Raw genomic sequence first — 23,380 nt, 5'->3', positions numbered from 1 at the left:
AGGGGGATCTTCCCCCTTTTCTTTGCGACCTATGAAAAAACTGCTCGGGTCCCTTCTATTCATTAGTTTGGTTACAATCGGTTGCGGCCATACAGCTAAACAACCTGTCGAAGCTCCCAAAATCGTAAATACCATGCAAAAACCAGCAGGGCCCATCCATATCAAACAAACGGTTACCGTTTATGGTCCTTCGCTGCCACCTCAACCGACGTTCCTTCCTGCCCCTCCTCTTCCAGACGGAATCATGCCGACACTTCTACATATTCCAAAACTGAACCTGCAAGCTCGTGTAGAACCGGTCGGCGTTTTACCGAATGGGCAAATGGGCGTCCCAAAGGCTTTTGATCGCGTGGGTATTTTGGCGCCATGGACGAAGCCCGGGATGAAGGGAAATGCAGTGATCGCCGGTCATTTTGATCATTATACGGGTCCAGCTGTTTTTTACCATCTGAAAAAACTAAAGCCTGGCGACAAAATCACGGTGCGTGAAGCAAAAGGAAGAACGCTAACCTTCCAGGTTCGCAGAGTAGAAAGCTTCCAGACAGCCGAAGCCCCCATCGATCAGATTTTCGGAAATGCAGAGAGCTCACATCTGAATTTGATTACCTGCTCCGGCAAATTTAACAAGAAAACACAGGAGCATGCTCGTAGGCTCGTCGTCTTTTCCGAACTTGTTCAAGATACAATACCGCAAGATGAAAAACCCAGTGTTCGCAAATGATTGCGGCGACTGGGTTTCTTGTTTGCCTTTATATTTTGCCACCCTGCTCGATGAGACATTGAACAAATGCCTCTGCCGGACGAGACAAGGGCTTGTCTTTTCGATATGCCACTACAAGAGTCCGAGATGGCTTGGTTTTTATGCGCACATAAGTTGGTGGTTCAATTGTTCCAGGTGCGAGCGTAATCATTTTCGGCGCAAACGACAACCCCATACCTGCTGCAACAAGTGACTGAGCTGTCTGGATGTTCGAGCTCTCAAACACGATTCGCGGTCGGAATCCCGCCTGCTCACAGAGCCGGAGCGAAATCGTGCGGAAGCCTTGTCCTTCTTTTAACAGGATAAAAGGCTGATCAGCTACCTCTGCGAGATCGACTTCTTTTCGTTTCGCGAGCGGATGATTGGCCGGTACCGCTAAAAAGATTTCTTCATTGATCGCGGGGATGATTTCCAGAGACGGATCACTGATGGGCATCGTTAGTAGGCTTACATCAATTTTCCCCCGCACAAGTAGCTGCTCCAAATGACTCGACGTTTCCTCCATCAATTGCAGCTCGACACCGGGAAATTGCTGTGTAAACGTAGGCAACACCCTTGGCAGCACGTACGCCCCTGTAATCGGTAGACTTCCTACTAGCAATTTGCCGCTTTCTCCTATGGCATAAGCTCGCATTTCCCTCTCTAGACCCTCTGACATGTCGACGAGCGTTTGCGCCACCTGTATGAAGCGCTGGCCCGCATCAGTCAGTTCTACGTGTTGCGGCAAGCGATGGAACAAGCTGACACCGAGTATTTTCTCCAGCTTTGCAATTTGCTGGCTCAACGAAGGTTGGGCCAAATGTAATCGATTGGCTGCCCGAGAAAAACTGCGTTCTTCCGCAACAGCGAGTACATAACGAATTTGTCGTAACTCCATATAGACCTCCCGATAGGCAAAAACTATCCTTCTTATAATTATTATATCTTTGAACTATTCTCTTTGCCATGTTACAACCTTGTTAAGAGTTTTTTGATCGAAGGAGGAAAACATGATGACAGCCCGTACGATGTTTGAAAAGATTTGGGATAATCACGTTATTCACGAAGAGGCAGGCAAGCCGAGCCTTTTGTATATCGACCTGCACCTGGTTCACGAGGTGACTTCGCCGCAAGCTTTTGAAGGACTCCGCTTGGCTGGCCGCAAAGTCCGCCGTCCAGAGCTTACCTTCGCAACCATGGACCACAACGTACCGACTGCTGACCGTTTCAATGTCAAAGACCCGATTTCTCGTCAACAAATGGAAACCTTGACGGCGAACTGTGAGGAATTCGGGATTACACTTGCGGATCTGAACAGCCCAGATCAAGGGATCGTCCACGTCATTGGTCCTGAGCTCGGGCTCACGCATCCAGGCAAAACAATCGTCTGCGGTGACAGCCACACCTCCACTCACGGAGCATTCGGTGCCCTCGCCTTCGGTATTGGTACCAGTGAAGTGGAGCATGTACTCGCAACGCAATGCTTGCAGCAATCCAAACCAAAAACGATGGAAGTACGCGTAAATGGCGACCTGCCATTCGGTGTCAGTGCAAAAGATTTAATTTTGGCGATTATCGCAAAATACGGAACTGATTTTGCAACTGGTTACGTCGTAGAATACACAGGCGCTGCGATCCGCAACCTAACCATGGAAGAACGCATGACTGTGTGCAACATGACGATTGAGGGTGGCGCTCGTGCTGGCTTAATCGCTCCTGACCAGACTACTTTTGACTACTTGAAAGGCAAACGTTACGTTCCACAAGGGGAAGACTTCCTTTCAGCTGTCGAGGCTTGGAAAGAGCTGTGCACGGACGAAGGCGCTGCGTTTGATGCCTGTGTAGAAATCGAGGCAGCCGAGATCGCACCGCAAGTTACCTGGGGAACGAGCCCTGGTATGGGTACGAACATTACAAACACCGTTCCAAACCCTGAGTCATTCGAGACAGTCGCACAGCGCAAAGCGGCACAAGATGCTCTGGCGTACATGGACCTTGCACCTGGCACTCCTATGAGCGAAATCAAAATCGATCGCGTGTTTATCGGCTCCTGTACAAACGGTCGGATCGAGGACTTGCGCAAAGCAGCCGAGGTGGCAAAAGGACGCAAGGTCTCCCCTTCCGTACACGCGATGGTCGTTCCTGGCTCTCAGGCAGTTAAACAGCTCGCTGAGCAAGAAGGCTTGCACCTCATTTTCCAAGAAGCTGGCTTTGACTGGCGCGAATCTGGTTGTTCCATGTGTCTGGCGATGAATCCAGATATCCTTTCCGAGGGTGAGCGTTGTGCTTCTACCTCCAACCGGAACTTCGAAGGACGTCAAGGACGCGGCGGAAGAACGCATCTGGTTAGCCCAGAAATGGCAGCAGCAGCAGCTATCGCAGGCCACTTCGTCGACGTACGTGAATGGAAAAGCGAGAACGCTAGCAAGGAGGTATTCCAATGAATCCATTTGTCATCCACACCGGAGCGGTAGCCCCACTCGATCGTGTAAACGTAGATACCGACGCAATTATCCCTAAGCAGTTCTTGAAGCGCATTGAGCGTTGCGGTTTTGGTCAATTCCTGTTCTACGAATGGCGCTTTACTGTCGATGGTGCGCCAATCGATACGTTCATTCTGAATACGCCTGCGTACAAGGAGTCTACAGTCCTTCTTGCCCGCAACAATTTTGGCTGCGGCTCCTCTCGTGAGCATGCCCCATGGGCTCTCCTTGATTATGGCTTCCGCTGTGTGATTGCTCCATCCTTTGCGGACATTTTTTACAACAACTGCTTCAAAAACGGCATCCTGCCGATCAAGTTGAGTGAAGAGCAAGTCGATGAGCTGTTCAATCGTGCTCAAAACAAGCCGAACTACCAGCTGACCATCGATCTGCAAGAACAAGTCGTTCGTGACAGTGAAGGTCTCTCCTATCCGTTCGAGGTAGACTCCTATCGTCGTTACTGCCTGCTGAATGGTCTCGACGATATTGGAATCACGTTGCAGTATCAAGATAAGATCACTGCATACGAAGCAAGTCGTTAATTTATCATCCATAGCGTAGCGCATAGAAAAAGCGAAGGCATCCACTATTGTGTCCCTTCGCTTTTCTATGTTTTTCCTATAGATGAGTATACATGTGGTTCTCATCAAAGTATTGATCGCCGATTTTCAGTGCCCGCTTCTCTAAACCGTATGGGAGAAAACCCATTTTTTCATAGAGACGAATGGCACCCGGATTGGTCGTGACGACAGCGAGCTGTACCGTATCAATATCTCCCCGCTTCTTCAAATACGCGAGCTCGGTCTGCAAGAGTGCTTGCGCGACACCCGTCCCCCGATACGCTTCACGCACGTACATGGAGACGATAGATGCTTTGTGTCTTGCTTTCATCCCTCGGTGGCGGAAAAAACCGATGATGCCAGCCAGATGTCCTTCCACAAAAGCTCCAAAATAGCCGCTATCCCCCGCCTCTCCTTGCGAAAGTCTTCTCAGCCACTCTTCCCCAGGCATTTGAATTTCCTCTTCATAGGTAGAGCCGAATGCATCTGGATCAGTTTGTAGCCCTTCCAGTCTAATTTTAATGAGCTCATCTGCATCATCTGGTACCAAAAAGCGAACTTCCATTCTAAGCTGCACCTCTCCCATTTTTAATTTCCACTTATCTTAGTCAAGAGTTGCTAGAAAGTAAAGAACTATCTAAAAAAACAGACCAGGAGCGTCTCCCTGGCCTATGAACCTCTTCCTATGCAGTTCCCGTCTGATTGGGGTTGCTTTGCCCAAACAGCTCCAGTGCTTGCTCCCGCAGCTTGAACTTTTGAATTTTACCGGAAGCGGTCATCGGATATTCGTCTACAAACTGTATGTAGCGAGGGATTTTGTAATGAGCGATCTTCCCTTCGCAATAGTCCCGTACCTCATCCTCCGTCAACGTTTCGTGAGGCTTTACCCGAATGCACGCCAATACCTGCTCGCCGTATTTAGCATCAGGTACACCTACAATCTGGACATCCAGCACTTTTGGATGTGTATAGAGGAATTCTTCCACTTCACGAGGATAAATATTTTCCCCTCCGCGAATGATCATATCCTTGAGCCTGCCTGTAATCCGATAGTAGCCTTCTTCATCGACGGTTGCCAAGTCTCCGGTATGTAGCCAGCCTTCCTGATCGATCGCTTTCACTGTCTCCTCTGGCATGTTGTAATAGCCTTTCATGACCAAATATCCCCGGGTGCACAGCTCGCCTTGTACACCTGGCGGCAAAATGTCACCTGTCGCCGGATCGATGATTTTTGCTTCTACCTCTGCATGGAGACGACCGACAGTGGATACTTTTCGCTCGAGGGAATCCTCTGGCACAGTCTGTGTGATGACGGGAGAAGCTTCGGTTTGTCCGTACGCAATCGTAATGTCACGGATTCCCATTTGATCGACGACCTTCTTCATAACCTCAATCGGGCATAAAGAACCAGCCATGATGCCTGTTCGCAGCGAGCTCAGGTCACGCTCGGCAAACGTCGGATGGTTCAGCTCGGCAATAAACATGGTGGGTACACCGTACAGTGTTGTGCAGCGTTCAGCCTCCACAACCGCAAGTACCACACCGGGATCAAAGGCGATGACAGGAACCATCGTCGCACCAGTTGCTACACATGCCAAGGTCCCCATCACACAGCCAAAGCAGTGGAAAAACGGAACAGGAATGCACACCTTATCCTCTGACCCGAGCCGCTGACATTCCGCTACCTTGACCGCATTGTTGACGATATTGACATGTGACAGCATGACTCCCTTTGGAAAACCAGTCGTCCCCGATGTGTACTGCATATTGATGACATCATCAGGGGAGAGCGTCGCCTGACGCGCGATCCGCTCTTCTTCCGTGACCAATACAGCACGTTCGAGTAAATCACTCCACAAAAACATTCCGGGTTGTCGCTCATTCCCTAGATAGATCACATTTTTTAAATGCGGAAGCCTTTTAGATTGTAGCGCTCCTGGATCACACGTCTGTAACTCTGGGCAAATCTCTTGAATCATGGCGAGATAATTCGCATCGCGATAAGAATCCATTAAGAGAAGCGTCGTCGACTCGGATTGACGCAACAAATATTCCAGTTCATGTACCCGGTAGCTCGTATTGACCGTTACCAGTACACCGCCCATTTTCGCCGTAGCAAACTGGGAAATCACCCATTCTGGAACATTAGTTGCCCAAATCGCGATATTGTCCCCTTTTTGAATGCCAAGAGACATAAATCCCCGCGCTGCCTGATTGCATATCGCTTGAAATTCCCCAAACGTATAACGGAGCCCTCGTTCGTGATAAACCAGCGCTTCCTTTTCCTGATATTTACTGGTTGTGTCGTCTAACATATTGCCGATTGTGGTCATATGAATCATACAAGCACCCCCAAAACATTCAGACTATTCTGTATGATTCTTCTTTTACGCCACAATCCCTTCTTTTTCCATTATCGTCCTATACCCATTCGTTCTTGTGTTCCTTGATAAAGGCAATGTCCTCTTGATAGTGAAGAATATGACCTTCTTCGACCATCTTTTGAAAAGCAGCATCGCCTTCACTGGCTTTTCTGGCAATGGTTTTGCATAGTCCTTCTAAACGAAGCAAGACCATTTCTAGCGTACCTTCCTTCATTTCCATCCCGTACGATTCAAAAAACATGGCCACTCGCTGTTTTCGCTGATTGGCATGCAGCAGTGGTTGGTAATGGATTTTTTCTCCAGATTCCGTTAAAGAAAATCTACTCAAAGGCACGCAGGTATAGAGCGTATAGGCGATATCCCAAAGTCTTGGACCCGGAGCCGCTAAATCAAAATCGATAATGCCAATCGGTACTTCTTGATGGAAAATGATATTGTACATAGCAAAGTCGTTATGACAGATGATCTCACGCGGGCCAGGAGTGTGATCCAACGAATGCCACTGATCATCGAAAGGAAAATCACTCACAGAATCATGATAAAGCCGAAGCATTTTCGCAATTTCTTGTAACGCTTCGTTTGCATGCATATATTCCTTCCAAGGATAATGACCTGCCTCTCCTTCAATAAAGGACAGGATTTCTCTCCCCTTTTCATCCATGCCTAAAAATTTCGGCGCATTCGGATATCCTTTTCTTTCCAAGTGCTTCAATAAATCATGGATGTTCTTGCTTCCTGGCTTTACTTCCCTTCTAACTGTATGGCCAGAACGGTAAACGTTCGTGACGTTTCCGCCCGCTAATAATTCTTCTTTCGACGATGACGATTTTGACATTGCATGAACGCTCCTTTCTTTTGACGAAAAAAGAAAGCGTCCCTGTTGTGGAACGCCATCTACTTTACTGCACGACGATTTTTTTCGTAACCTCTACCTTGTATGGCAGGTGGTTGCTGTAGTTGAGCTCTACCCGAATTTCATGCTCTCCCTTGGGCAACTTTTTCAGTAAAAATTCTGGTTGATAAATCATCCCTTTTGGCTCGCCATTCAGGTATAAATGTGCGTGCCCCTCACCAAAGACTGGTGCCTCTGCCAATTCTCCATTGTCCTGAACAAACGTGAAGTTCTCCGTAAGCAAGGATACTTCTGCCGTCGTCCCATCCATCTTGACCTCCATATTCAGCGCTGGCTTTTCTGACCCTGCTGGCTGGTTCATGGGTGCCGTCGCTGTAACAGAAGTAGTTGGATCTGACGGTCGATAAGAGTCAGAGACGCTCAGAGGGTCTTTGACCAAAAGTACGATTCCCGCCACTAGTACTACAAGAAAAACGATTCCGCCCAAAATGAGATTGCGCATACTGATAATAAAGACCTTCATGTCTCTACTCTCCCTTTCGCAAGTGCTTGTCACTTATTTGTACATGCATATGCGAGAGTGAAGAGAGTTAGAAGCAAAAACTTTTCTAGTAGTTAACGATAGTTAATAAATTGTACTTCCAATGGCAGATCAGCCTTGCGAATTGCGTTAATGATTTGCTGTAATTCATCTTTGCTTTTTCCCGTCACGCGAATCTGATCGTCTTGAATCTGGGTTTTTACTTTGACCCCTGTATCTTTGATGATGCTGTTGATCTTTTTCGCATTGTCTTTGTCGATCCCCTGCACTAGCTTGACACGCTGACGGACAGTACCACCCGCTGCCGGTTCAATTTTGCCGTAGTCGAGGTTTTTGATCGGGACATCCCGTTTGACAAGCTTCCCAAGTAAAATGTCTTTTACCTGACTGAGCTTGAAATCGTCATCGGAGACGAGAACGAGCTCTTCCTTTTCCAAGGAGATGCTGCTCTTGCTCCCTTTGAAGTCAAAGCGATTTTCTATTTCTTTTAATGCGGTCTGAATCGCATTGTTCACTTCGGACAACTCTACTTTGGACACGATATCAAATGAGCTCTCTTTACTCAAAGAAATTCTCCTCTCTTTTATTAGATCGCACGGATCAAGCCACCATCGACGAGGAAGGATTGACCTGTCACGTAGCTGTTTGCTGGCGAAGCCAAGAACGTCACCATGCGAGCAAACTCGTCAGGCTGACCGTATCTGCCCAATGGGATTTGCTTCTCCCAATTTTCTCTTACTTCATCTGCACTGATGCGCTTCGCCTCTGCGGTAAGCCCATCCAATTGTGCCACACGATCCGTCGCAATTCTGCCAGGCCCGATGGTATTAATCAGAATCCCATCTGGTCCGAGTTCTGAGGAAAGCGTCTTGGATAGGCCCAATACCCCTGTACGAAACGTATTGGACAAGAGCAAATTCTCAATCGGCTGTTTAAAGGACGAAGAAGCGAAGTTGATGATTCTTCCAAATTGGTTCGCTCGCATATGCGGCAAAACAGCACGAATGGCTCGTACATAGCTGAGCAAATTTAACTGGAAGGCTTGCATCCACTGTTCGTCGGTGAGCTGATCGAATCTGCCTGTCGCTGGCCCTCCTGAATTGTTGATTAAAATATCGACGCTGCCAAAATGCTTGACCGTTGCTTCGACAACTCGCTTTATGTCTTCTTCCTTTGTCACATCCACTGTTACGGCTAGAGGTGATTTTCCAGTAGCCTGTTCGATCTCAGCACGAACGATTTCCAGAGCAGCTTCATCTCTACCACATATCGTGACATTCGCTCCTTCTTGGGCGAGGCACTGCGCTGTTGCCTTCCCCAATCCTTTTGATGAGGCGAGTACTAGAGCCGTTTTTCCTTGCAAATATAGATCCATGTGCATGCTCCTTTCATGGTTCACTTTTGTATGTATCTTGATCTCTTTATTCTACAGAACTTTCAGACGAAGGAAAAGCAAAAGAGAAGGGGTACAGCACATACTCCCCTTCTCTTGCGAATCGCTATACCTCTGTCGGAGGTACGTTCTTATCTTTATTTTGTTTTGCTTCTCGTTTCGCTTCGCGCTTCGCCTGGCGAGCCTCTTTGCGCTCCAGTCTTCTTGCCTTCGCCCCCTCAAACAGGGAGTACAGAACTGGAACGAGCACCAGTGTCACGATTGTGTGGAAAATCAAGCCGGAGATTACGGCTGTTGCGAGTGGAGCTTCCAAATCAGAGCCTTCCGCCATTGCAAGACCCATCGGTAGCATCCCGAGAATCGCCGTCAACTTCGTCATGATAACGGGACGAATACGTTCTTTCGTTCCTTGGATGATCGCCTCTGCGGTTTCCATTCCACGTTTACGCAACAGGTTGATCCTGTCGATCAAGAGGATCGCATTGGATACGACGATACCGACAAGCATGATAATCCCGATCATCGCCATTTCACCGAATGTCCGTTGCGTAAGGACGAATCCAAGCACAACACCGACCAAGGCCATTGGAATCGTCAGCATGATGATAAACGGTTGGGACATCCGCCCGAACTGGGCAACCATAATGACGTAAATCAGAGCCAGAACCCCCAAGAATACGAAGATCCCCTGGTTTATATTCGTGCTTTGCTCTTTTAGCTTACCGGCAATTTCCACCTTATATCCTGCTGGTACAATCACGTTTGGCAATTTCTCATTAATCTCACGGCCTACTGGGCCTAAATCACTTCCCAGCATCTCAGCAGAAACCGACACGATACGTTCGCCTTCTTTACGCTCAATCGTGATCGGAGACTTACTGTACTCCATATCTACCAGATCTGCCAAAGGCACTGCTGCCCCGTCTTTCGATGTCACCATAATCGTTTTGAGCTGATCCGGGTGCTTCAGCCAGTTGTCCGGCATCTTCGCAACGACGTCTATTTCGATTCCATCTTGTGTGATGGACGTAATTGGTTGGCTGCCAATTAACACGCTCAGTTGTTGCAAAAGGGAACGGTGATCTACATTCAGTCTGGTAAGCGCTTCTTGTTTTGGCAGCAACGTAACTTTTTCTTTTCCTTCTTTAAAATCGTTGCGAATGTTGGTGAGCCCGTTGATCGTGCCAAGCATCACTTCTAGATCGGTTGCGATCTTCCGCATGACTTCCATGTCATCCCCGTAAACATCCAGTTGGATCGGGCCGCTTCCCCCTTGTTGTCCGAAAGACATGGAGACGGAATCGATTCCTGGGGTCGCATTCAGGCGCTTGTTAATATCTTCATTCAAAGCGTCCTTTTCACGTGTTCTCTCCGTCTTCGGAATTAAGGAAATGAACAATGTTGCTTCTTCCTTGGAAGTAAAGAAGAATACATCTTTGATTTCCGGGATCTCCCGCATAGATGTTTCCGCGGTGATGGCTGCTTTTTGGGCTGTTTCCAACGTAGTACCGATTGGCATTTTCATAGTGACAAAGACGATATTTTCATTTGGGTTAATTCCTTGACCCATTTTCATAAAAGGTGTGAGGAAAGCAGAACCAACCAGCAATGCTAATGCGAGTAAAATTGTTTTCATTCGATGTCTAATCGCTACATGTAAAATACCGCTGAATACACGAATGATAAAGTGTTCCTTGCCTTCTCCTTCTAGTGAAACGTGCTTATCCTTCTGCAAGAAGCGATTGGAAAACACGGGAACGAAGAAGAAAGCAGCGATCGTTGATGCAATAATGGCAGCGGATACTGTAAAAGCGATTGTGGCTAAAACCGGTTTCAGCCAATCTTCAAAATCGGCAAAGACAAGTGGCAAAAAGACGATGATGATCGTGAGCTGCGAGGTGAACACAGGTGTCAAAACTTCTCTCGTTCCTTTAATAATTGCCTGCTTCAGCTCTTCGCCCTTTTCCCTGTAGTGATAGATACTTTCCAATACGACGATGGCGGCATCGACGATCAAGCCGACTGACAAGCTAAGTGACAGCAAGCTGATCATATCGATGTTGTAGCCTGCGAGTTTCATCGCGATGAACGTCATCAACGCAGAGAGCGGCAGCGTCGTAGCGATAACGAGTGTGACCCTCCAGTTGCGAAGGAAGACGAACAAGATGATGATCGCAAGCGCCCCACCAATCATGACATCCCGGCTGAGGTTGCTCACGGCATGCTCGACAAAGGAAGCTCCTTCGAACATGACTTTGATGTTGTATTTGCCGTTTGCTTCTGTGTTAATTTTGCGAACGACTTCTTCTACATTCTTTTGTGTCGTGATCAAGTCATAACCGTCTGCCCGCGTCACGCTGAGTTGAATAAACACAGAACCGTTTGTCAGGGCGACGAAGTCTTTTACTTTTCCACGCAAATCTTCAATTTGTGCCAGTTGATTCAGAGAAACGGTTCCTCTCGGTGTATCAATTGGCAGAGCCTCTATTTCCTGTGGAGTCTGATAAGTATTGTCAATCATGACAACCGTATCAAATCCCGTGTTCTCCAGTGTACCAATCCCTTGCTTCCAGTTTGTATCCTGAAGCTGTGAAATGATAGCCGCTGGCGTTGTTTGATAGGCATTCAATCGCTGTGGCAAAAAGGAAATGGTAATTTTATTCTCGAAGCTTTTCTCTTCTACGATTACTTCCTTGACGCCCTCGACTTCTTCAATGCGATCCTTGATTGAGGTTTTTGCCAAACTCAGCATGGTCTTTGGTTCTGCTCCCACGACGGCAAAATCAATCATTTGATCGCTACCCATATTGCTCTGGAAGATATCTACAGAGTCAACGGCTTTCGGAAAACCGTTTCGGAGACGGTTAACGGCATTTTGTACATCTTGCTTAACCTGCTCGCCTTTGCCTTCATTTGCAGAAACATTGATTCTGACAAAACCTGCACTTGTTGAAGAAGAGTATTTTTTAATATCATTAATCGATTTTAGTTCTTGCTCTACTTTCTTCGTTACTTTTTCTTCCATCTCTTCTGGTGGCAGTGCACCACCGGAAATTCTTACGTTAATATCAGGGAAGTTCGTCTTTGGAACGAGTTCGATATTAAAGCTGAATAAGGACCCCAAGCCTGCAATGACGAGCAAAAATGTAAACAAGTAGACGATTAGCTGTCTTTTCAGCAAAAAGAGAATCATCTTGTTCATGCAACTATTCTCCCTTCGCCTCTACTTTTTGCCCTTCGACGTAGAATGTAATTCCACTGCGCAGGAGCTGGTCGCCTTCTTTCACTCCAGATACGATTTCGATGGAGTCTCCGACCAATTGACCGGTCTTCACTGGTTTTTTTACTGTCAGTCCATTCTCTACTGCCATCACGTAATGGTCGGTTTGACTCACGCCGACACTTTCCAGCGGCACGAGGAAGCCATTCACTTGGCGCGGCACCTCAATTGTTGCGGCCATTCCTCCACGCCAGTAACCATCTGCATTCGGAATCGTGATCTCGACGCGGTACTTCCCTGTATCCTTGTTCACAACTGGAGAGATAAATGCAATGGTTCCTTCACTTTTCTTACCATCGTCCGCCAAAGCCTGTACCTTCGTTTTCTCACGGAATTGGCTGATCAATTCATTGGAGACATCCAAGGTTACTTTAACTTCAGACAAGTCGACAATACGAATAATTTCTTGACTTGGAGAAGCCTGCTCTCCGATTTGCAGCTTTACATCCACGACTGTTCCTGCGAATGGCGACTGAATTTTCGCATCATCCAAGCTCTTCTTCGCACGGTCTACACCGCCGGCAGCGGCTTTAATCGATGCATTGGCGACCATGACATCTTCTGGTTCCGCTCCTTTTTGCAGCTCATTCAGAGACAGCTGAGCGTCACGCAGGGTAATCTCTGCTTGCGTAACAGCCCGTTTACTTGCATTTATTTCGTTTTGCGAAATGGCTCCGCCAGCAAACAGCTTCTCACTTGTTGCGAGGTCCTGCTTTGCTTTATCCAAACTGTCTTGCGCACTTTTTACCTGCAAACGCTTCTGCTCAAGTGCTTCTGCTGTCGCGCCCTTTAACGTCTTGATTTTCCGCGCTGCTGCTTCCTCTACTTGCCCCTGTGCTGCTGCAATTTCTTTTTGGGTGTAACGCGTATCCAATGTGGCCAATAACTGACCTTGCGCGATTTTTGCTCCTTTGGTCGCGGAGATCGCTGAGATCGTTCCGCCTGTACCAAACGACAGTACCGCTTCCCGCTTAGCTTCCACCATCCCTGTGACCGCGAGCATCACTGGCTTTGTTGCTTTTTGTACCTTTACAACCTCTACTACCTTCGCCTTTGCCTCTGTCTGCTGCGGTGCCTCTGGTGCTGGTGCTGAACAACCTGCTGCGACCAACATTACCGAAGCCAGAATAATCGATGCCCGTTTTTTCACAAGAATTCCTCCAAATTTTCACAATCATTCCTCATGGCGTAATTGTGCCAGTTTTTACCTCTGCTGCAAAACAGTCAGCGGGTGGAAATTCATATCCGCCCCGAGACGGAGACCAGCACCTCCCAGCGCATAAATAAATACGCAAGAAAACTGGGAAAGTTACCTTTTATTGGACGATTTTATAGAAAAATTTACAAAAAAAGCAGCCAAGTCATAGACTTGAACTGCCTTTTGGATTTGATCCCTGTTATTGTTCGATCAGTTGTTCCAGTTCTTCGAGCAATTCCTTGAATACACTTAATGCTTCTGCAATCGGTGTTGGCGACGTCATGTCTACGCCTGCGCCCTTAAGCAGATTGAGCGGATAATCTGAGCTACCGCCCTTGAGGAACTGCAAATAACGATCCACGGCTGGCTGGCCTTCCTCCAATATCTGCTTGGAAAGAGACGTCGCGGCAGAGAAGCCAGTCGCGTACTTATACACATAGAAGCCTCGATAGAAATGAGGAATCCGCGCCCATTCCAAATCTACCTCGCTGTCTACGACCATATCCGGGCCGTGATAGGCAACATTGAGCTCACGATAAATGGTACTGAGAGATTCCGCTGTCAGCGGCTCTCCCTGCTCTTCTTTTGCGTGCACAATTTTCTCAAACTCAGCAAACATGGTTTGACGGAATACCGTTCCACGGAACTGCTCCAGGTAATGATTAATCAAGTACATGCGCTGTTTCTTGTCAGTCGTCGTCTCGAGCAAATGATTCATCAGAAGTGCTTCGTTCAATGTGGAAGCCACTTCTGCTACGAAAATCTTGTAATCGGCATACGTGTAAGGCTGTGCGTGATTGGAATAGTAGCTATGCAAGGCATGCCCCATCTCATGCGCCAACGTAAACATGTTGTTGACATTGTCATGGTAGTTCATGAGCACAAATGGATGTGACGTAAAGGCGCCCCATGAATAGGCTCCGCTTGTCTTCCCTTCGTTTTCATGCACATCGATCCAACCGTTGGAAAAACCTTCTTCCAAAATGCGACCGTACTCCTCACCCAGAGGATGAAGGGCTTCTTTAATCGTTGAGACAGCCTGATCATACGGGATTTTCATGTCCGTCTCAGGTACGACTGGCACGTACAAATCGTACATGTGCAATTCATCTACGCCCAATAATTTTTTGCGCAAAGCAATGTATCTGTGCATGAGCGGAAGATGCTCATGGATCGTTGCAATCAGGTTATCATAAACAGGGAGCTCCACATTATCGGCAAACAAGGCTGCGTACAGGGCAGACGGATATTTTCTCGTTCGTGCGTAGAAAACATCCCCTTTGATGGCAGATGTCAACGAAGCTGCGATTGTATTGCGGAACTTGCCATACGTGCTGTACAACGCCTCGAATGCTTCTTTGCGCACGCGTCGATCTTTGCTTTCCATGAACTGCGTATAGCGTCCCTTGGTCAGCTCGACTTCTTCGCCATTTTCATCCGTGATCATCGGAAATTTCATGTCAGCGTTGTTGAGCATCCCAAAAATTTTGGAAGGAGAAGACACAAGTTCGCTCATATTTGCCAGCAATGCTTCTTCCTCGGCGGACAGCGTATGTGGCTTGAAGCGAGTTATCTCTTCCAACAAAATGCGGTAGTGCTCAAGACCTTCTACTTCTTTGATCCACGTTTGCAAGTCTTCCGTGGAAATCGCCAAAATCTCTGGCTGTATGTACGAAATGGAACCATATACTTGCGTGCTGAGGCTGGTCGCCCTGTCAGTCAGCCCTTGATACTTGCTGTTCGCATTGTCTTCGTCTCGACGCATACGTGCATAGACGTACACTTGATCAAGCGTCTTCAATAATTCATCTTGCAGAGTCAACACGGCCAGCAACTGTTTACCGGAAGTAGCTAGAGAGCCTTTCATTGCTGCGATTTTTTCTGTGAGCTGTTTTACTTTTTGTACGTCCGCTTCCCAATCATTATCAGTGGGATACATGTCCTCAAGACGCCATTTGTATTCAGCGGGGACGTCACTGCGTTTCGGCAGTGTTTTGCTTTTATTCACCGTGATCACTCCCTCGTTATTCATGTAAGATGAATTGGTCAAATCATCCATATGTGTATCCTATCGCATTATGCCTACAGGTTCAAATCAATCAGGCGCTTTCACGTTTTCCACAGAAAAAAAGCCGAGCTTTCCCGTGATGGAAAAGTCAGCTTCTCCCTACTCCAATATAGTGAAAGCCTGCTTCCTTTACCTCCTGGTTCGGCCAAGCATTTCGTCCGTCTACCAAGAGCGGCCGCACCATGCTTTGATGAACCTGTTTCCAATCCAGTTGGACACACTGTTCCCATTCTGTGACCAAAAGAGCCGCGTGTGCTCCCTCGCATGCTTCTGCCGCGGATTGCGTGTACGTGATCTGTGGAAACTGCTTGCTGACACCAGGTGCTCCAATCGGATCGAACGCCTTCACGGAAGCGCCTTTTTGCAGAAGTGATTCTATCAATTTGAGCGAAGGCGCTTCGCGGATGTCATCCGTATCCGGTTTAAACGTCAACCCCAAAACGGCAATTTGTTTGCCTTTCAGATCAGGGAGTTGCAAGCATAACTGCTCCAAAAACCAGCCAGGTTGTGTAGCATTCACCTCTCGCACTTTATCCAAAATGCTTAAGTGAATATTGTGCTCTGCTGCGAGCTGCAATAACGCAATCGTATCCTTCGGAAAACAGGAACCGCCATAGCCTACTCCTGCCCGTAAAAATTGGGGACCGATTCGGCTGTCCAGTCCCATACCTCGCGCAATCGTCACAATATCCGTCCCGAGCGCGGTACTCAACCGTGCTAGCTCATTCATGAAGGAGATTCGGGTTGCCAAAAATGCATTCGAAGCGTATTTGATCAGCTCCGCGTTTGCTCTGGTGGTGATTACTCGCGGTGCCTTCACGCCATTGTACAGCTCCTCCATGCGAGCCGCTGCCTGAGGACTATCTACACCAATGACGATTCGCGAAGGCTCCAATGCGTCCAATAATGCACTCCCTTCCCGTAAAAACTCCGGGTTGGATGCAACAGATACACCTTGACAGCCAGCCAGCATCCCCGCTACTTTTTCGCCAGTTCCGACTGGTACGGTACTCTTGATTACCACGATGCGTTCTTTCGGCGCGAGCGAATGGACCTTTTCCATGTCAGAAACAGACCCAAGTACATACGTTAAATCGGCTGTGCCGTCTGCTGCTTCAGGTGTCCCCACACAAATGAAAAAAATCTCTGCGTCCTTCGCCTCTGTCAGATCCGTATAAAAAGCTAGCGCGCCATCATCCAATACTTTTTTCAATGCCTCTTCTAAGCCTGGCTCGTAAATCGGCGAGATCCCTTGCCGCAATTTTTCTACTTTGGACGCAACGAGGTCAATACCGATCACCTGATGACCGTTTATGGCAAGGGAGACAGCAGTCGTCAAACCTACGTAGCCGGTCCCAATAACTGCAACTTTCATTCCTTCACCTCATCATTTTTTCGACACACGCAAATAGAGCTCTTCTAGCCTCATCCGTTGCTTATGGATATCGTGGTTTTTTTCTACTTTCAGTCGAGCCTCCGTCGTGACCTGTGCCCACTCGTGACTATCTGTTAGTACACGATTTATCATTTTCCCGAGTGCAGTCGGTGATTTCTCTGGAACCAGATATCCGGTCACTTTGTTCTCGACCAGCTCCGGAATCCCCGCGTGATAGGTGGAAATGACAGGGCGTCCGCTAGCCATCGCTTCCATGATGACATTAGGAATCCCCTCTTGGTTGCCATTTCTCGCTGTCTTACATGCGATGATGAACAAATGGCACTTAGCCAGTTCACGCTGGACTTCACGATGTGGCAGAGCTCCTTTGAGCACGACTTGTGTGCCTAACCTGTTTTTCTTGATCAGTCGTTTGAGCTTCTTTTTTTCTTCTCCATCGCCGACGATGATTAGCTTCGCCTTGGGATGTTTTTTTTGCACGTGGGTAAACGCCTTGATTAACGTATCCATACCCTTTTTTTCAGTCAGTCTCCCTACGCTTAGCAATCGGTACTCCCCATTCTCCACAGGCTGTGGCGGCAGCATGGGAAATTTGCGTAAATCAATTCCTGAGCGGATAAGGGTAATTTTGGATGGGGGACAGCCCAGATGAATCAATCTCTTTCTCATGTGATTGCTCACGACTGTAAACGCATGGCCCTTTCGAAAGAGACGCGTGAGGGACCTTCTGTACAATGGATTTTCTTTGACGCGCTTGGTGGCATCAAAACCGTGAAAGGAAGTGATCAGAGGGAGCTTGCTTTTTTGTGCATGAGGAAGTAATTCTAATCCAGCAGGACCAAAACGGGCATGCAGGCACTTAAATTTTTTTCGTCGCAGCCAAGTGGAGAGGCCGGCCATATGCTTGCGCACATAGACCGGCGAATAAGGAAATTGTTTTCGGTTAAAGGCTCGCTGTCGGGTTAACACCACGGGTTTGACCACTTGATGTCCAAGCAATTGCTCGTAAATGAACGTTTCACTCTTGGGAAGAAACTTTCTGCGATAAACGAGGACCCGATGCATGCAACTGGCCTCCTTGATGACGGGTATTACCCCTTCGATTGCGAACGAATCTCTGCTAATTGATGGCTAAGGCCCTCTTCTAGCGTCACTTTTGGCTTGTATCCCAAGCGTTGTTGGGCAAATTGGATATCCGCACAGGTTCGTAAGGAGTCACCTGCCGGCCCATTTTGATACGTAATGCGAGGGGTCAGATTCATTAACGTACCCATGATGGATAGCACATCGATGAGCTTGATTTCCCGATCGCCACCCACATTAAAAATGTCACCGGGAACAGCATGCTGTGCAGCGAGCAGATTCGCCTCTACCGCGTCTGTCACATACGTAAAGTCTCGTGATTGCTGGCCATCCCCATAGATAACGACCTGCTCGCCTTTCATCATTTGACGAAAGAAACGATGAAAAGCCATATCGGGACGTTGTCTGGGACCGTATACCGTAAAGTAGCGCAGCATGGTAACCGGGAGTCCATAAGCTTTTACATAAACGGAGCAGATTTGCTCCATCGCTTCCTTGGTCACACCATATGGGGAAACTGGGCGAAGAGGCGCATTTTCATTGGTTACTGTCCCTTGCATCGTCCCGTAAACCGAGGAAGAGGACGAAACCACGATGACAGGTGGCTTCGGTCTTTGCAAGCAAGCCTCCAGCAATTCTTGTGTAGCCAAAATATTATGGCTAACATAATCAGCAAAAGACTTTCCCCAACTGTTTCTCACGCCCGGCAAGGCAGCGAGATGGAAAACAGCATCGACGTTCTCAAGCCAAACGTCCCAGCGCCCAGTCTGAAGCGTTGTAGAGTGAAAGGTGAAGGCAGGATGTTTTCCTATTTCGGCCAGATTACGCAGTTTCGCAGCAACATCGTAGTTATCGATAAACCCGTCTATCCCGATGACTGTCACGCCATCGTTCAACAAGCGCTGTGTCAAATGAGACCCAATAAAACCTGCACAGCCGGTGACAAGAGCTTTCTTCATCGCCTCCGACGCCTCACTTTCTTCAGCCTTTTAATGACTAAATAACCTTCCTTGTAACCATAGATGGCCTTGTACTTCTTACCCCACCTGTTCAGATAAAATTTGAATGTTTTTTTTCGCAAATAATTACGGCGGAACTTCATTTTGCTGTCTGTGAGCTGACCTTTATGCTTCGTCCGGTTGTACAGGATCTGGTTGATGTATCTCACCCGATACTTTTCAATTAATCGCAAAATGATTCGCCGGTCCTCCATAATCCTTCCCTCGTATCGATCCGAGGTATCCCAACCACCCACTTTGTGCAGGGCTTCTACGCGATAGCAACGTGGAGAAACCATCCAGCGATTGTACTTCAGAAACTGGTATTTGTTATGAAATGTCTTATGCTTCACCTTAATCGTTTTGGTATACTTTCCGCTCCTAACTTTCCAGATGTTCATGTTGCCATAGAAGAGAGCTGTGCTTTTCTTGCTTTTGTGAATGTACTTTTTGAGCACTGACAGCGTTCGTTTCGGTAACCAGTCATCGGAGTCGAGTTGTACGAGATAAGGGGTATCCACCATGGACAATGCCTGATTCATGACTTTGCCGATTCCAGAATTTTGTTCCATTCGATGATACATAATGTTTGGGTGGTACATATATTTTTCAATTTTACTTCTGGTGTGATCGGTTGACGCATCGTCAATGATCAACAGCTTCCAATCTTTTGAGGTTTGATTCAAGACGCTGTTGATGGCTTTGCGAATAAACTTGGCGCGATTGTATGTCGGAATAACTACAGTAAAGGTCGGATTCATACGTCCTCCCTCTTGAAAGCCGGAATGCAAATGGACGATTTGTCGCTTACAATGAAGACTCCTGTACTGTTAGAAGATTGACCCGTCAACATCGATGAGCGGCCGAAAACGCTGTTTGTTATTTTCCAAGCGATTTCTTGCAGCGAGCTGTTTTCCAGCAAGATACTATTTTCGATATACGAGCAATTTCTCAAGCTTACGCCATTTTGGATCGAGACGTACGGTCCGATTTGGCAATTTTCAATCACACAATCATCACCGATTAGTACCGGACCCGTAATCTTCGAATTTTTCACTATGGTTCCTTTGCCAATTTGATGTTGATTGCCTAGCTCCCTCGTAAGCATCCACTGGTTGGCCTCCAGCCAGCGATCAATGGTTCCCACATCCGAATACTTTCCGTTGGTGACGGAGTGAGCCAACTTGAATCCGCGATTAATCATCGATTGAATCGCATCCGTTATTTCTAGTTCGCCTCGGGGAGATGGCTGCAGGGTAGCAATCGACTCAAAAATAGGTGGCGTAAACAGGTATGCGCCAATCACTGCCAGGTTGCTCTTTGGCTGACGTGGCTTTTCCTCTACAGAGATTAGTCGTCCTTTTTGTACTTCTGCGATCCCATAATCCTGTGGTCTCTCCACTTTACTTAGCATCACGACACCGTCAGATTTTCCCTGCGTAAACGCTTTTGTAAGTCCGTGAAGCGAATCCATCAATAAATTATCACCTAGTAGCAAGATAAACGGTTCGTCTTGTAAAAACGGTTGCGCTAGCTGGACAGCATGGGCAATTCCCAGTCGTACCTCCTGCCTGATAAACGTAATGGTAGCCCCGAATTGACTACCATCGCCCACCATGGGAGGAATCTGTGATTGAGAAGGATGTATCACGATGCCAATGTCCTGAATGCCCACTTCACGCAGTTTGCGAATGCAATAGTGTAAGACCGGGTGATTGGCCACAGGGAGGAGGGTTTTCGGTTGCGAATAGGAAAAGGGGTGCAGTCGCGACCCACGTCCAGCACACAAGATTAACCCTTTCACAAGTATCACTCCCCAGTTGTGCTCTGCGATACTTATAAGGTATGCGTATCTGGATAGCTGGACAGGGCAGACGTCCACATTGGCGCAAGAAAAGGCAACCACCTACATCCTTTCCGTTCGAATTAACCAGTTTTTAAAAGCGGTTGTTTCTCTTCACTTCGCGTTGGAACAACTGTTTCAAACACGTTCAGATAGCCTTGCGCTGTCGCGTACCAAGAAAAAAACTTGGCTCGTTGCAGGGCCTGTTTGCCCATTTCATTCCGGACAGCAGGTGAACTCCACAACAGTTCCCAGACAGCAGGCAATCCTTTTTCCCAATCTTTTGGCGGAATGATAAAGCCACTTTTCTCGTGGGCAACGACTTCACGAATGCCACCACGTGGAGTGGAAATAACGGGCTTTCCGGAAGCCATTGCCTCTAAATTGACACGGCAAAACGCTTCTTTCCAAACGGATGGTGTCGCCACGACATCCCCAATTTGATAGTAAAGCGGCATTTTTGCGGATGGTACGAAATTGACGAAACGTACCTTTTTACCCAAAGGCTTCGCAAGTCGCTTGAGCTCTCGAACATACGGGTTCAGGCGATTACTGCCGTATCCCGTACCGCCCACAATGACGAGTTTGGCTTTCGGGTCTTGTTTGCTCACCTGGCGAAAGGCTTTGATCAGCACATGCACCCCTTTTCCGCGCATGAGTCTGCCGGCATAAAACAAGACGCGATCATCTGGCTTCAATCCGAGTTCTTGGCGCATTTTTTTGACCGCTATCTTTGCAACCTGATAAGGAGTGACATCGACTCCGAGGTGAACCGCATGAATTTTATTGGCAGGAATCTTGCAAGTCCGAATAAAATGTTGACGTAAAAATTCACTGTTCGTAATAAAACCTGTTGCCAGTCGAACGGCACGCCGCATATTTTCCTTGCTGATGATCGGCTGTGACCCATACACGTGAGAGTGCATATTCACAAAGACCGGGATCTTGGGAAAATGGCGTTTTAATGTGAGAACATAGATCGGTCTGTTTTCCACGAGGATGACATCTGGCTTGTTTTTTTTGATATGGTTAATAATCCTGCGCAAATAAGGCTTTGGCCCTTTATACGGGACGCGAATAAACTGCCGGTTTTCTTCCACCGATGAGGTTGGATAGGTCGCACATTGACGCGTGTAGATCTTCACGTTATGCATGGGCTCAATCATCTTTGTAACCTCGTCAATATCGTGTTCGACCGAGCTTCCTTTGACCGGTGGTACAGAAAAGGGACCCGGACTAATAATTGCGATGTTCATTTCGCTCGATCTCCCACTCCTTTTTCAGTGAAAGAACTACTTGATACAGGTACTGCAATTGTTTAGTATGGTTCCCTTCAAGCTTCTCCCATCTTTCTTCCCACGAAGCCAGTGCCTCTTTCAGCTCCATCACTTCTTGTTCAAGCTTGTGAACCTGTTCCACGACTACCTCGTCGGTCTCTCTCATAATAATTTCGAAGGTAGGCTCCAAGACCAGTTCCTTCGGCTGCTCTACTGTTGTTTTTACAACCAACTCTTGAACGTTTTCCGTTACTTCCTCTTCCTGTTTTTCATTGGCTTTTACGATTGAAATACGTTGAACTGCCTCATCTACGACATAACTTCCTGAAAACACACCTGGCGTTACCCAATGAGACAGATCCCATTTTTTTCGTTTTTCCACAAGTCATCGCCTCCTGAAGCTTGCATCTACGTAATATGTTATGACAGACAAGGAAAATGGGTACGTGTACGGTGACATAGAAAAAACCGCTTGATTTGGATGAAATCAAAGCGGTTGCCCGTGGTCTCTCATATTTGCTTGTCTACGGAAGTTCAAGCTGTAAAGACGTGCTTGTTCTACGGTTGTAATCTGCTGCTTTTGCCATTCGAGCAAGATCCTGTCAATATAGCGGATGTGGAGTTTGCCGACCGTTGCAGCCTCACGCAAAGCGGTCAATATCAATTCTTCCTGATAGCCGTCCTGTTCGGTCCACATGTGGATGTTCTCCAATTCAAATGGCGCTAACGGGCGACCAAATGCCTGTTCAAAACGAGCGTAAATGGCAACAGGTTCGGCATCCAGAGAAACGGCCACTTCCATAAAGGGCTCCATGCTTCTCGGGTCTGCTTGCTGCTCCCGCCAGGTCTGGTACAGCTTTTTGTACAAAGGGGTCAAATTGTATTGCTCATGACGCATGCCAGTCTGAGGATCGATAAACTCATCTATCGTAATCCAATCTTCTTTTAATAGCTTTTGTAGAGATTGAATCAATTTCCTGCTCGTCATGGACATGCGTTCCTCCAGCTCGGTTAAGGTCGGGAATCGATTCCCTTCCTGCTGAAAGGATAACAGATGAATCAGTAGCATCATCTCGTCATCAGTCAATGACATACGCTTATACATTTTCAAAAGAAGGTTGGAGACGGATGTTGCTCCTTCTTGCAACAATTGCAATATATGGGAGTCCATAACGCATATTCACCTCTGGGTTGGAATAACAAGGGAGTGCGTAAAACGCGCTGTCAAACAATAGGAACACCCTGCTGCCCTCGCGCAACAGGGTGTAGATCATTCAGTGATAA

Annotated in this window: 21 protein-coding genes; 3 read left to right on the top strand and 18 right to left on the bottom strand. The window is 47.5% G+C overall.

Annotated features, from left to right (window positions below; all coding sequences use genetic code 11):
- Positions 1 to 31: 31 nt before the first annotated feature.
- Complete coding sequence (locus tag HP398_RS01630) at positions 32 to 721, top strand: class F sortase (RefSeq protein WP_017248176.1); 690 nt, start codon at positions 32 to 34, stop codon at positions 719 to 721.
- A gap of 28 nt (positions 722 to 749) precedes the next feature.
- On the opposite strand, the gene HP398_RS01625 is transcribed toward HP398_RS01630, so the two are convergent.
- On the bottom strand, positions 750 to 1,637 hold the full coding sequence (locus HP398_RS01625) for a LysR family transcriptional regulator (protein ID WP_017248175.1): 888 nt from the start codon (positions 1,635 to 1,637) through the stop codon (positions 750 to 752).
- Positions 1,638 to 1,752: 115 nt separating this feature from the next.
- On the opposite strand from HP398_RS01625, the gene leuC reads away from it, so the two are divergent.
- Positions 1,753 to 3,183, top strand: coding sequence for a 3-isopropylmalate dehydratase large subunit (gene leuC / locus HP398_RS01620; protein WP_017248174.1), 1,431 nt, complete (start codon positions 1,753 to 1,755; stop codon positions 3,181 to 3,183).
- Entirely contained in the window at positions 3,180 to 3,764 is a 585-nt protein-coding gene (gene leuD, locus HP398_RS01615; RefSeq protein WP_173621625.1) for a 3-isopropylmalate dehydratase small subunit, read from the top strand. The genes leuC and leuD overlap by 4 nt, the downstream gene beginning before the upstream one ends.
- Before the next feature lie 76 nt (positions 3,765 to 3,840).
- Here the strand turns inward: leuD and HP398_RS01610 are convergent, their stop codons facing one another.
- From HP398_RS01610 to HP398_RS01530, 17 genes are all read right to left on the bottom strand, one after another.
- Positions 3,841 to 4,347, bottom strand: coding sequence for a GNAT family N-acetyltransferase (locus HP398_RS01610; RefSeq protein ID WP_173621624.1), 507 nt, complete (start codon positions 4,345 to 4,347; stop codon positions 3,841 to 3,843).
- A gap of 118 nt (positions 4,348 to 4,465) precedes the next feature.
- Complete coding sequence (locus HP398_RS01605; RefSeq protein ID WP_173621623.1) at positions 4,466 to 6,124, bottom strand: AMP-binding protein; 1,659 nt, start codon at positions 6,122 to 6,124, stop codon at positions 4,466 to 4,468.
- Between the two features lie 79 nt (positions 6,125 to 6,203).
- Positions 6,204 to 7,001 carry a phosphotransferase gene (locus HP398_RS01600; protein ID WP_017248170.1) on the bottom strand — a complete coding sequence of 266 codons (798 nt, stop codon included), beginning with the start codon at positions 6,999 to 7,001 and terminating at the stop codon, positions 6,204 to 6,206.
- A 64-nt stretch (positions 7,002 to 7,065) separates the two neighbouring features.
- Positions 7,066 to 7,542 carry a hypothetical protein gene (locus HP398_RS01595; protein WP_017248169.1) on the bottom strand — a complete coding sequence of 159 codons (477 nt, stop codon included), beginning with the start codon at positions 7,540 to 7,542 and terminating at the stop codon, positions 7,066 to 7,068.
- A gap of 92 nt (positions 7,543 to 7,634) precedes the next feature.
- Positions 7,635 to 8,126, bottom strand: coding sequence for a YajQ family cyclic di-GMP-binding protein (locus HP398_RS01590; RefSeq protein WP_069845290.1), 492 nt, complete (start codon positions 8,124 to 8,126; stop codon positions 7,635 to 7,637).
- 20 nt (positions 8,127 to 8,146) lie between these two features.
- Positions 8,147 to 8,935 carry an SDR family oxidoreductase gene (locus tag HP398_RS01585; protein WP_173621622.1) on the bottom strand — a complete coding sequence of 263 codons (789 nt, stop codon included), beginning with the start codon at positions 8,933 to 8,935 and terminating at the stop codon, positions 8,147 to 8,149.
- 124 nt (positions 8,936 to 9,059) lie between these two features.
- A complete protein-coding gene (locus tag HP398_RS01580) occupies positions 9,060 to 12,155 on the bottom strand; it encodes an efflux RND transporter permease subunit (protein ID WP_173621621.1) in 3,096 nt (1,031 codons plus the stop codon).
- 4 nt (positions 12,156 to 12,159) lie between these two features.
- Complete coding sequence (locus HP398_RS01575) at positions 12,160 to 13,383, bottom strand: efflux RND transporter periplasmic adaptor subunit (RefSeq protein ID WP_017248165.1); 1,224 nt, start codon at positions 13,381 to 13,383, stop codon at positions 12,160 to 12,162.
- 247 nt (positions 13,384 to 13,630) lie between these two features.
- A complete protein-coding gene (gene pepF, locus HP398_RS01570) occupies positions 13,631 to 15,490 on the bottom strand; it encodes an oligoendopeptidase F (protein ID WP_017248164.1) in 1,860 nt (619 codons plus the stop codon).
- Positions 15,491 to 15,587: 97 nt separating this feature from the next.
- A complete protein-coding gene (locus HP398_RS01565; RefSeq protein ID WP_017248163.1) occupies positions 15,588 to 16,874 on the bottom strand; it encodes a UDP-glucose dehydrogenase family protein in 1,287 nt (428 codons plus the stop codon).
- Between the two features lie 12 nt (positions 16,875 to 16,886).
- Positions 16,887 to 17,960 carry a glycosyltransferase gene (locus HP398_RS01560; RefSeq protein WP_017248162.1) on the bottom strand — a complete coding sequence of 358 codons (1,074 nt, stop codon included), beginning with the start codon at positions 17,958 to 17,960 and terminating at the stop codon, positions 16,887 to 16,889.
- A 26-nt stretch (positions 17,961 to 17,986) separates the two neighbouring features.
- Positions 17,987 to 18,937 carry an NAD-dependent epimerase/dehydratase family protein gene (locus tag HP398_RS01555; protein ID WP_017248161.1) on the bottom strand — a complete coding sequence of 317 codons (951 nt, stop codon included), beginning with the start codon at positions 18,935 to 18,937 and terminating at the stop codon, positions 17,987 to 17,989.
- Positions 18,934 to 19,737, bottom strand: coding sequence for a glycosyltransferase family 2 protein (locus tag HP398_RS01550; protein WP_017248160.1), 804 nt, complete (start codon positions 19,735 to 19,737; stop codon positions 18,934 to 18,936). The genes HP398_RS01555 and HP398_RS01550 overlap by 4 nt, the downstream gene beginning before the upstream one ends.
- Positions 19,734 to 20,780 carry a glucose-1-phosphate thymidylyltransferase gene (locus HP398_RS01545; RefSeq protein ID WP_017248159.1) on the bottom strand — a complete coding sequence of 349 codons (1,047 nt, stop codon included), beginning with the start codon at positions 20,778 to 20,780 and terminating at the stop codon, positions 19,734 to 19,736. The genes HP398_RS01550 and HP398_RS01545 overlap by 4 nt, the downstream gene beginning before the upstream one ends.
- Before the next feature lie 122 nt (positions 20,781 to 20,902).
- A complete protein-coding gene (locus HP398_RS01540; RefSeq protein WP_173621620.1) occupies positions 20,903 to 22,075 on the bottom strand; it encodes a glycosyltransferase family 4 protein in 1,173 nt (390 codons plus the stop codon).
- On the bottom strand, positions 22,056 to 22,478 hold the full coding sequence (locus HP398_RS01535) for a hypothetical protein (RefSeq protein ID WP_069845301.1): 423 nt from the start codon (positions 22,476 to 22,478) through the stop codon (positions 22,056 to 22,058). The genes HP398_RS01540 and HP398_RS01535 overlap by 20 nt, the downstream gene beginning before the upstream one ends.
- A gap of 105 nt (positions 22,479 to 22,583) precedes the next feature.
- Positions 22,584 to 23,267 (bottom strand): DnaD domain-containing protein, encoded by a 684-nt coding sequence (locus HP398_RS01530; protein WP_069845302.1) that lies wholly within the window; start codon positions 23,265 to 23,267, stop codon positions 22,584 to 22,586.
- Between the last annotated feature and the right edge of the window lie 113 nt (positions 23,268 to 23,380).

This window comes from Brevibacillus sp. HB1.4B, assembly GCF_013284285.1.
Classification (GTDB): domain Bacteria; phylum Bacillota; class Bacilli; order Brevibacillales; family Brevibacillaceae; genus Brevibacillus; species Brevibacillus porteri.
The sequence above is the reverse complement of the archived record's forward strand: the minus strand, read 5'-3'. Positions and strand labels throughout refer to the sequence as shown.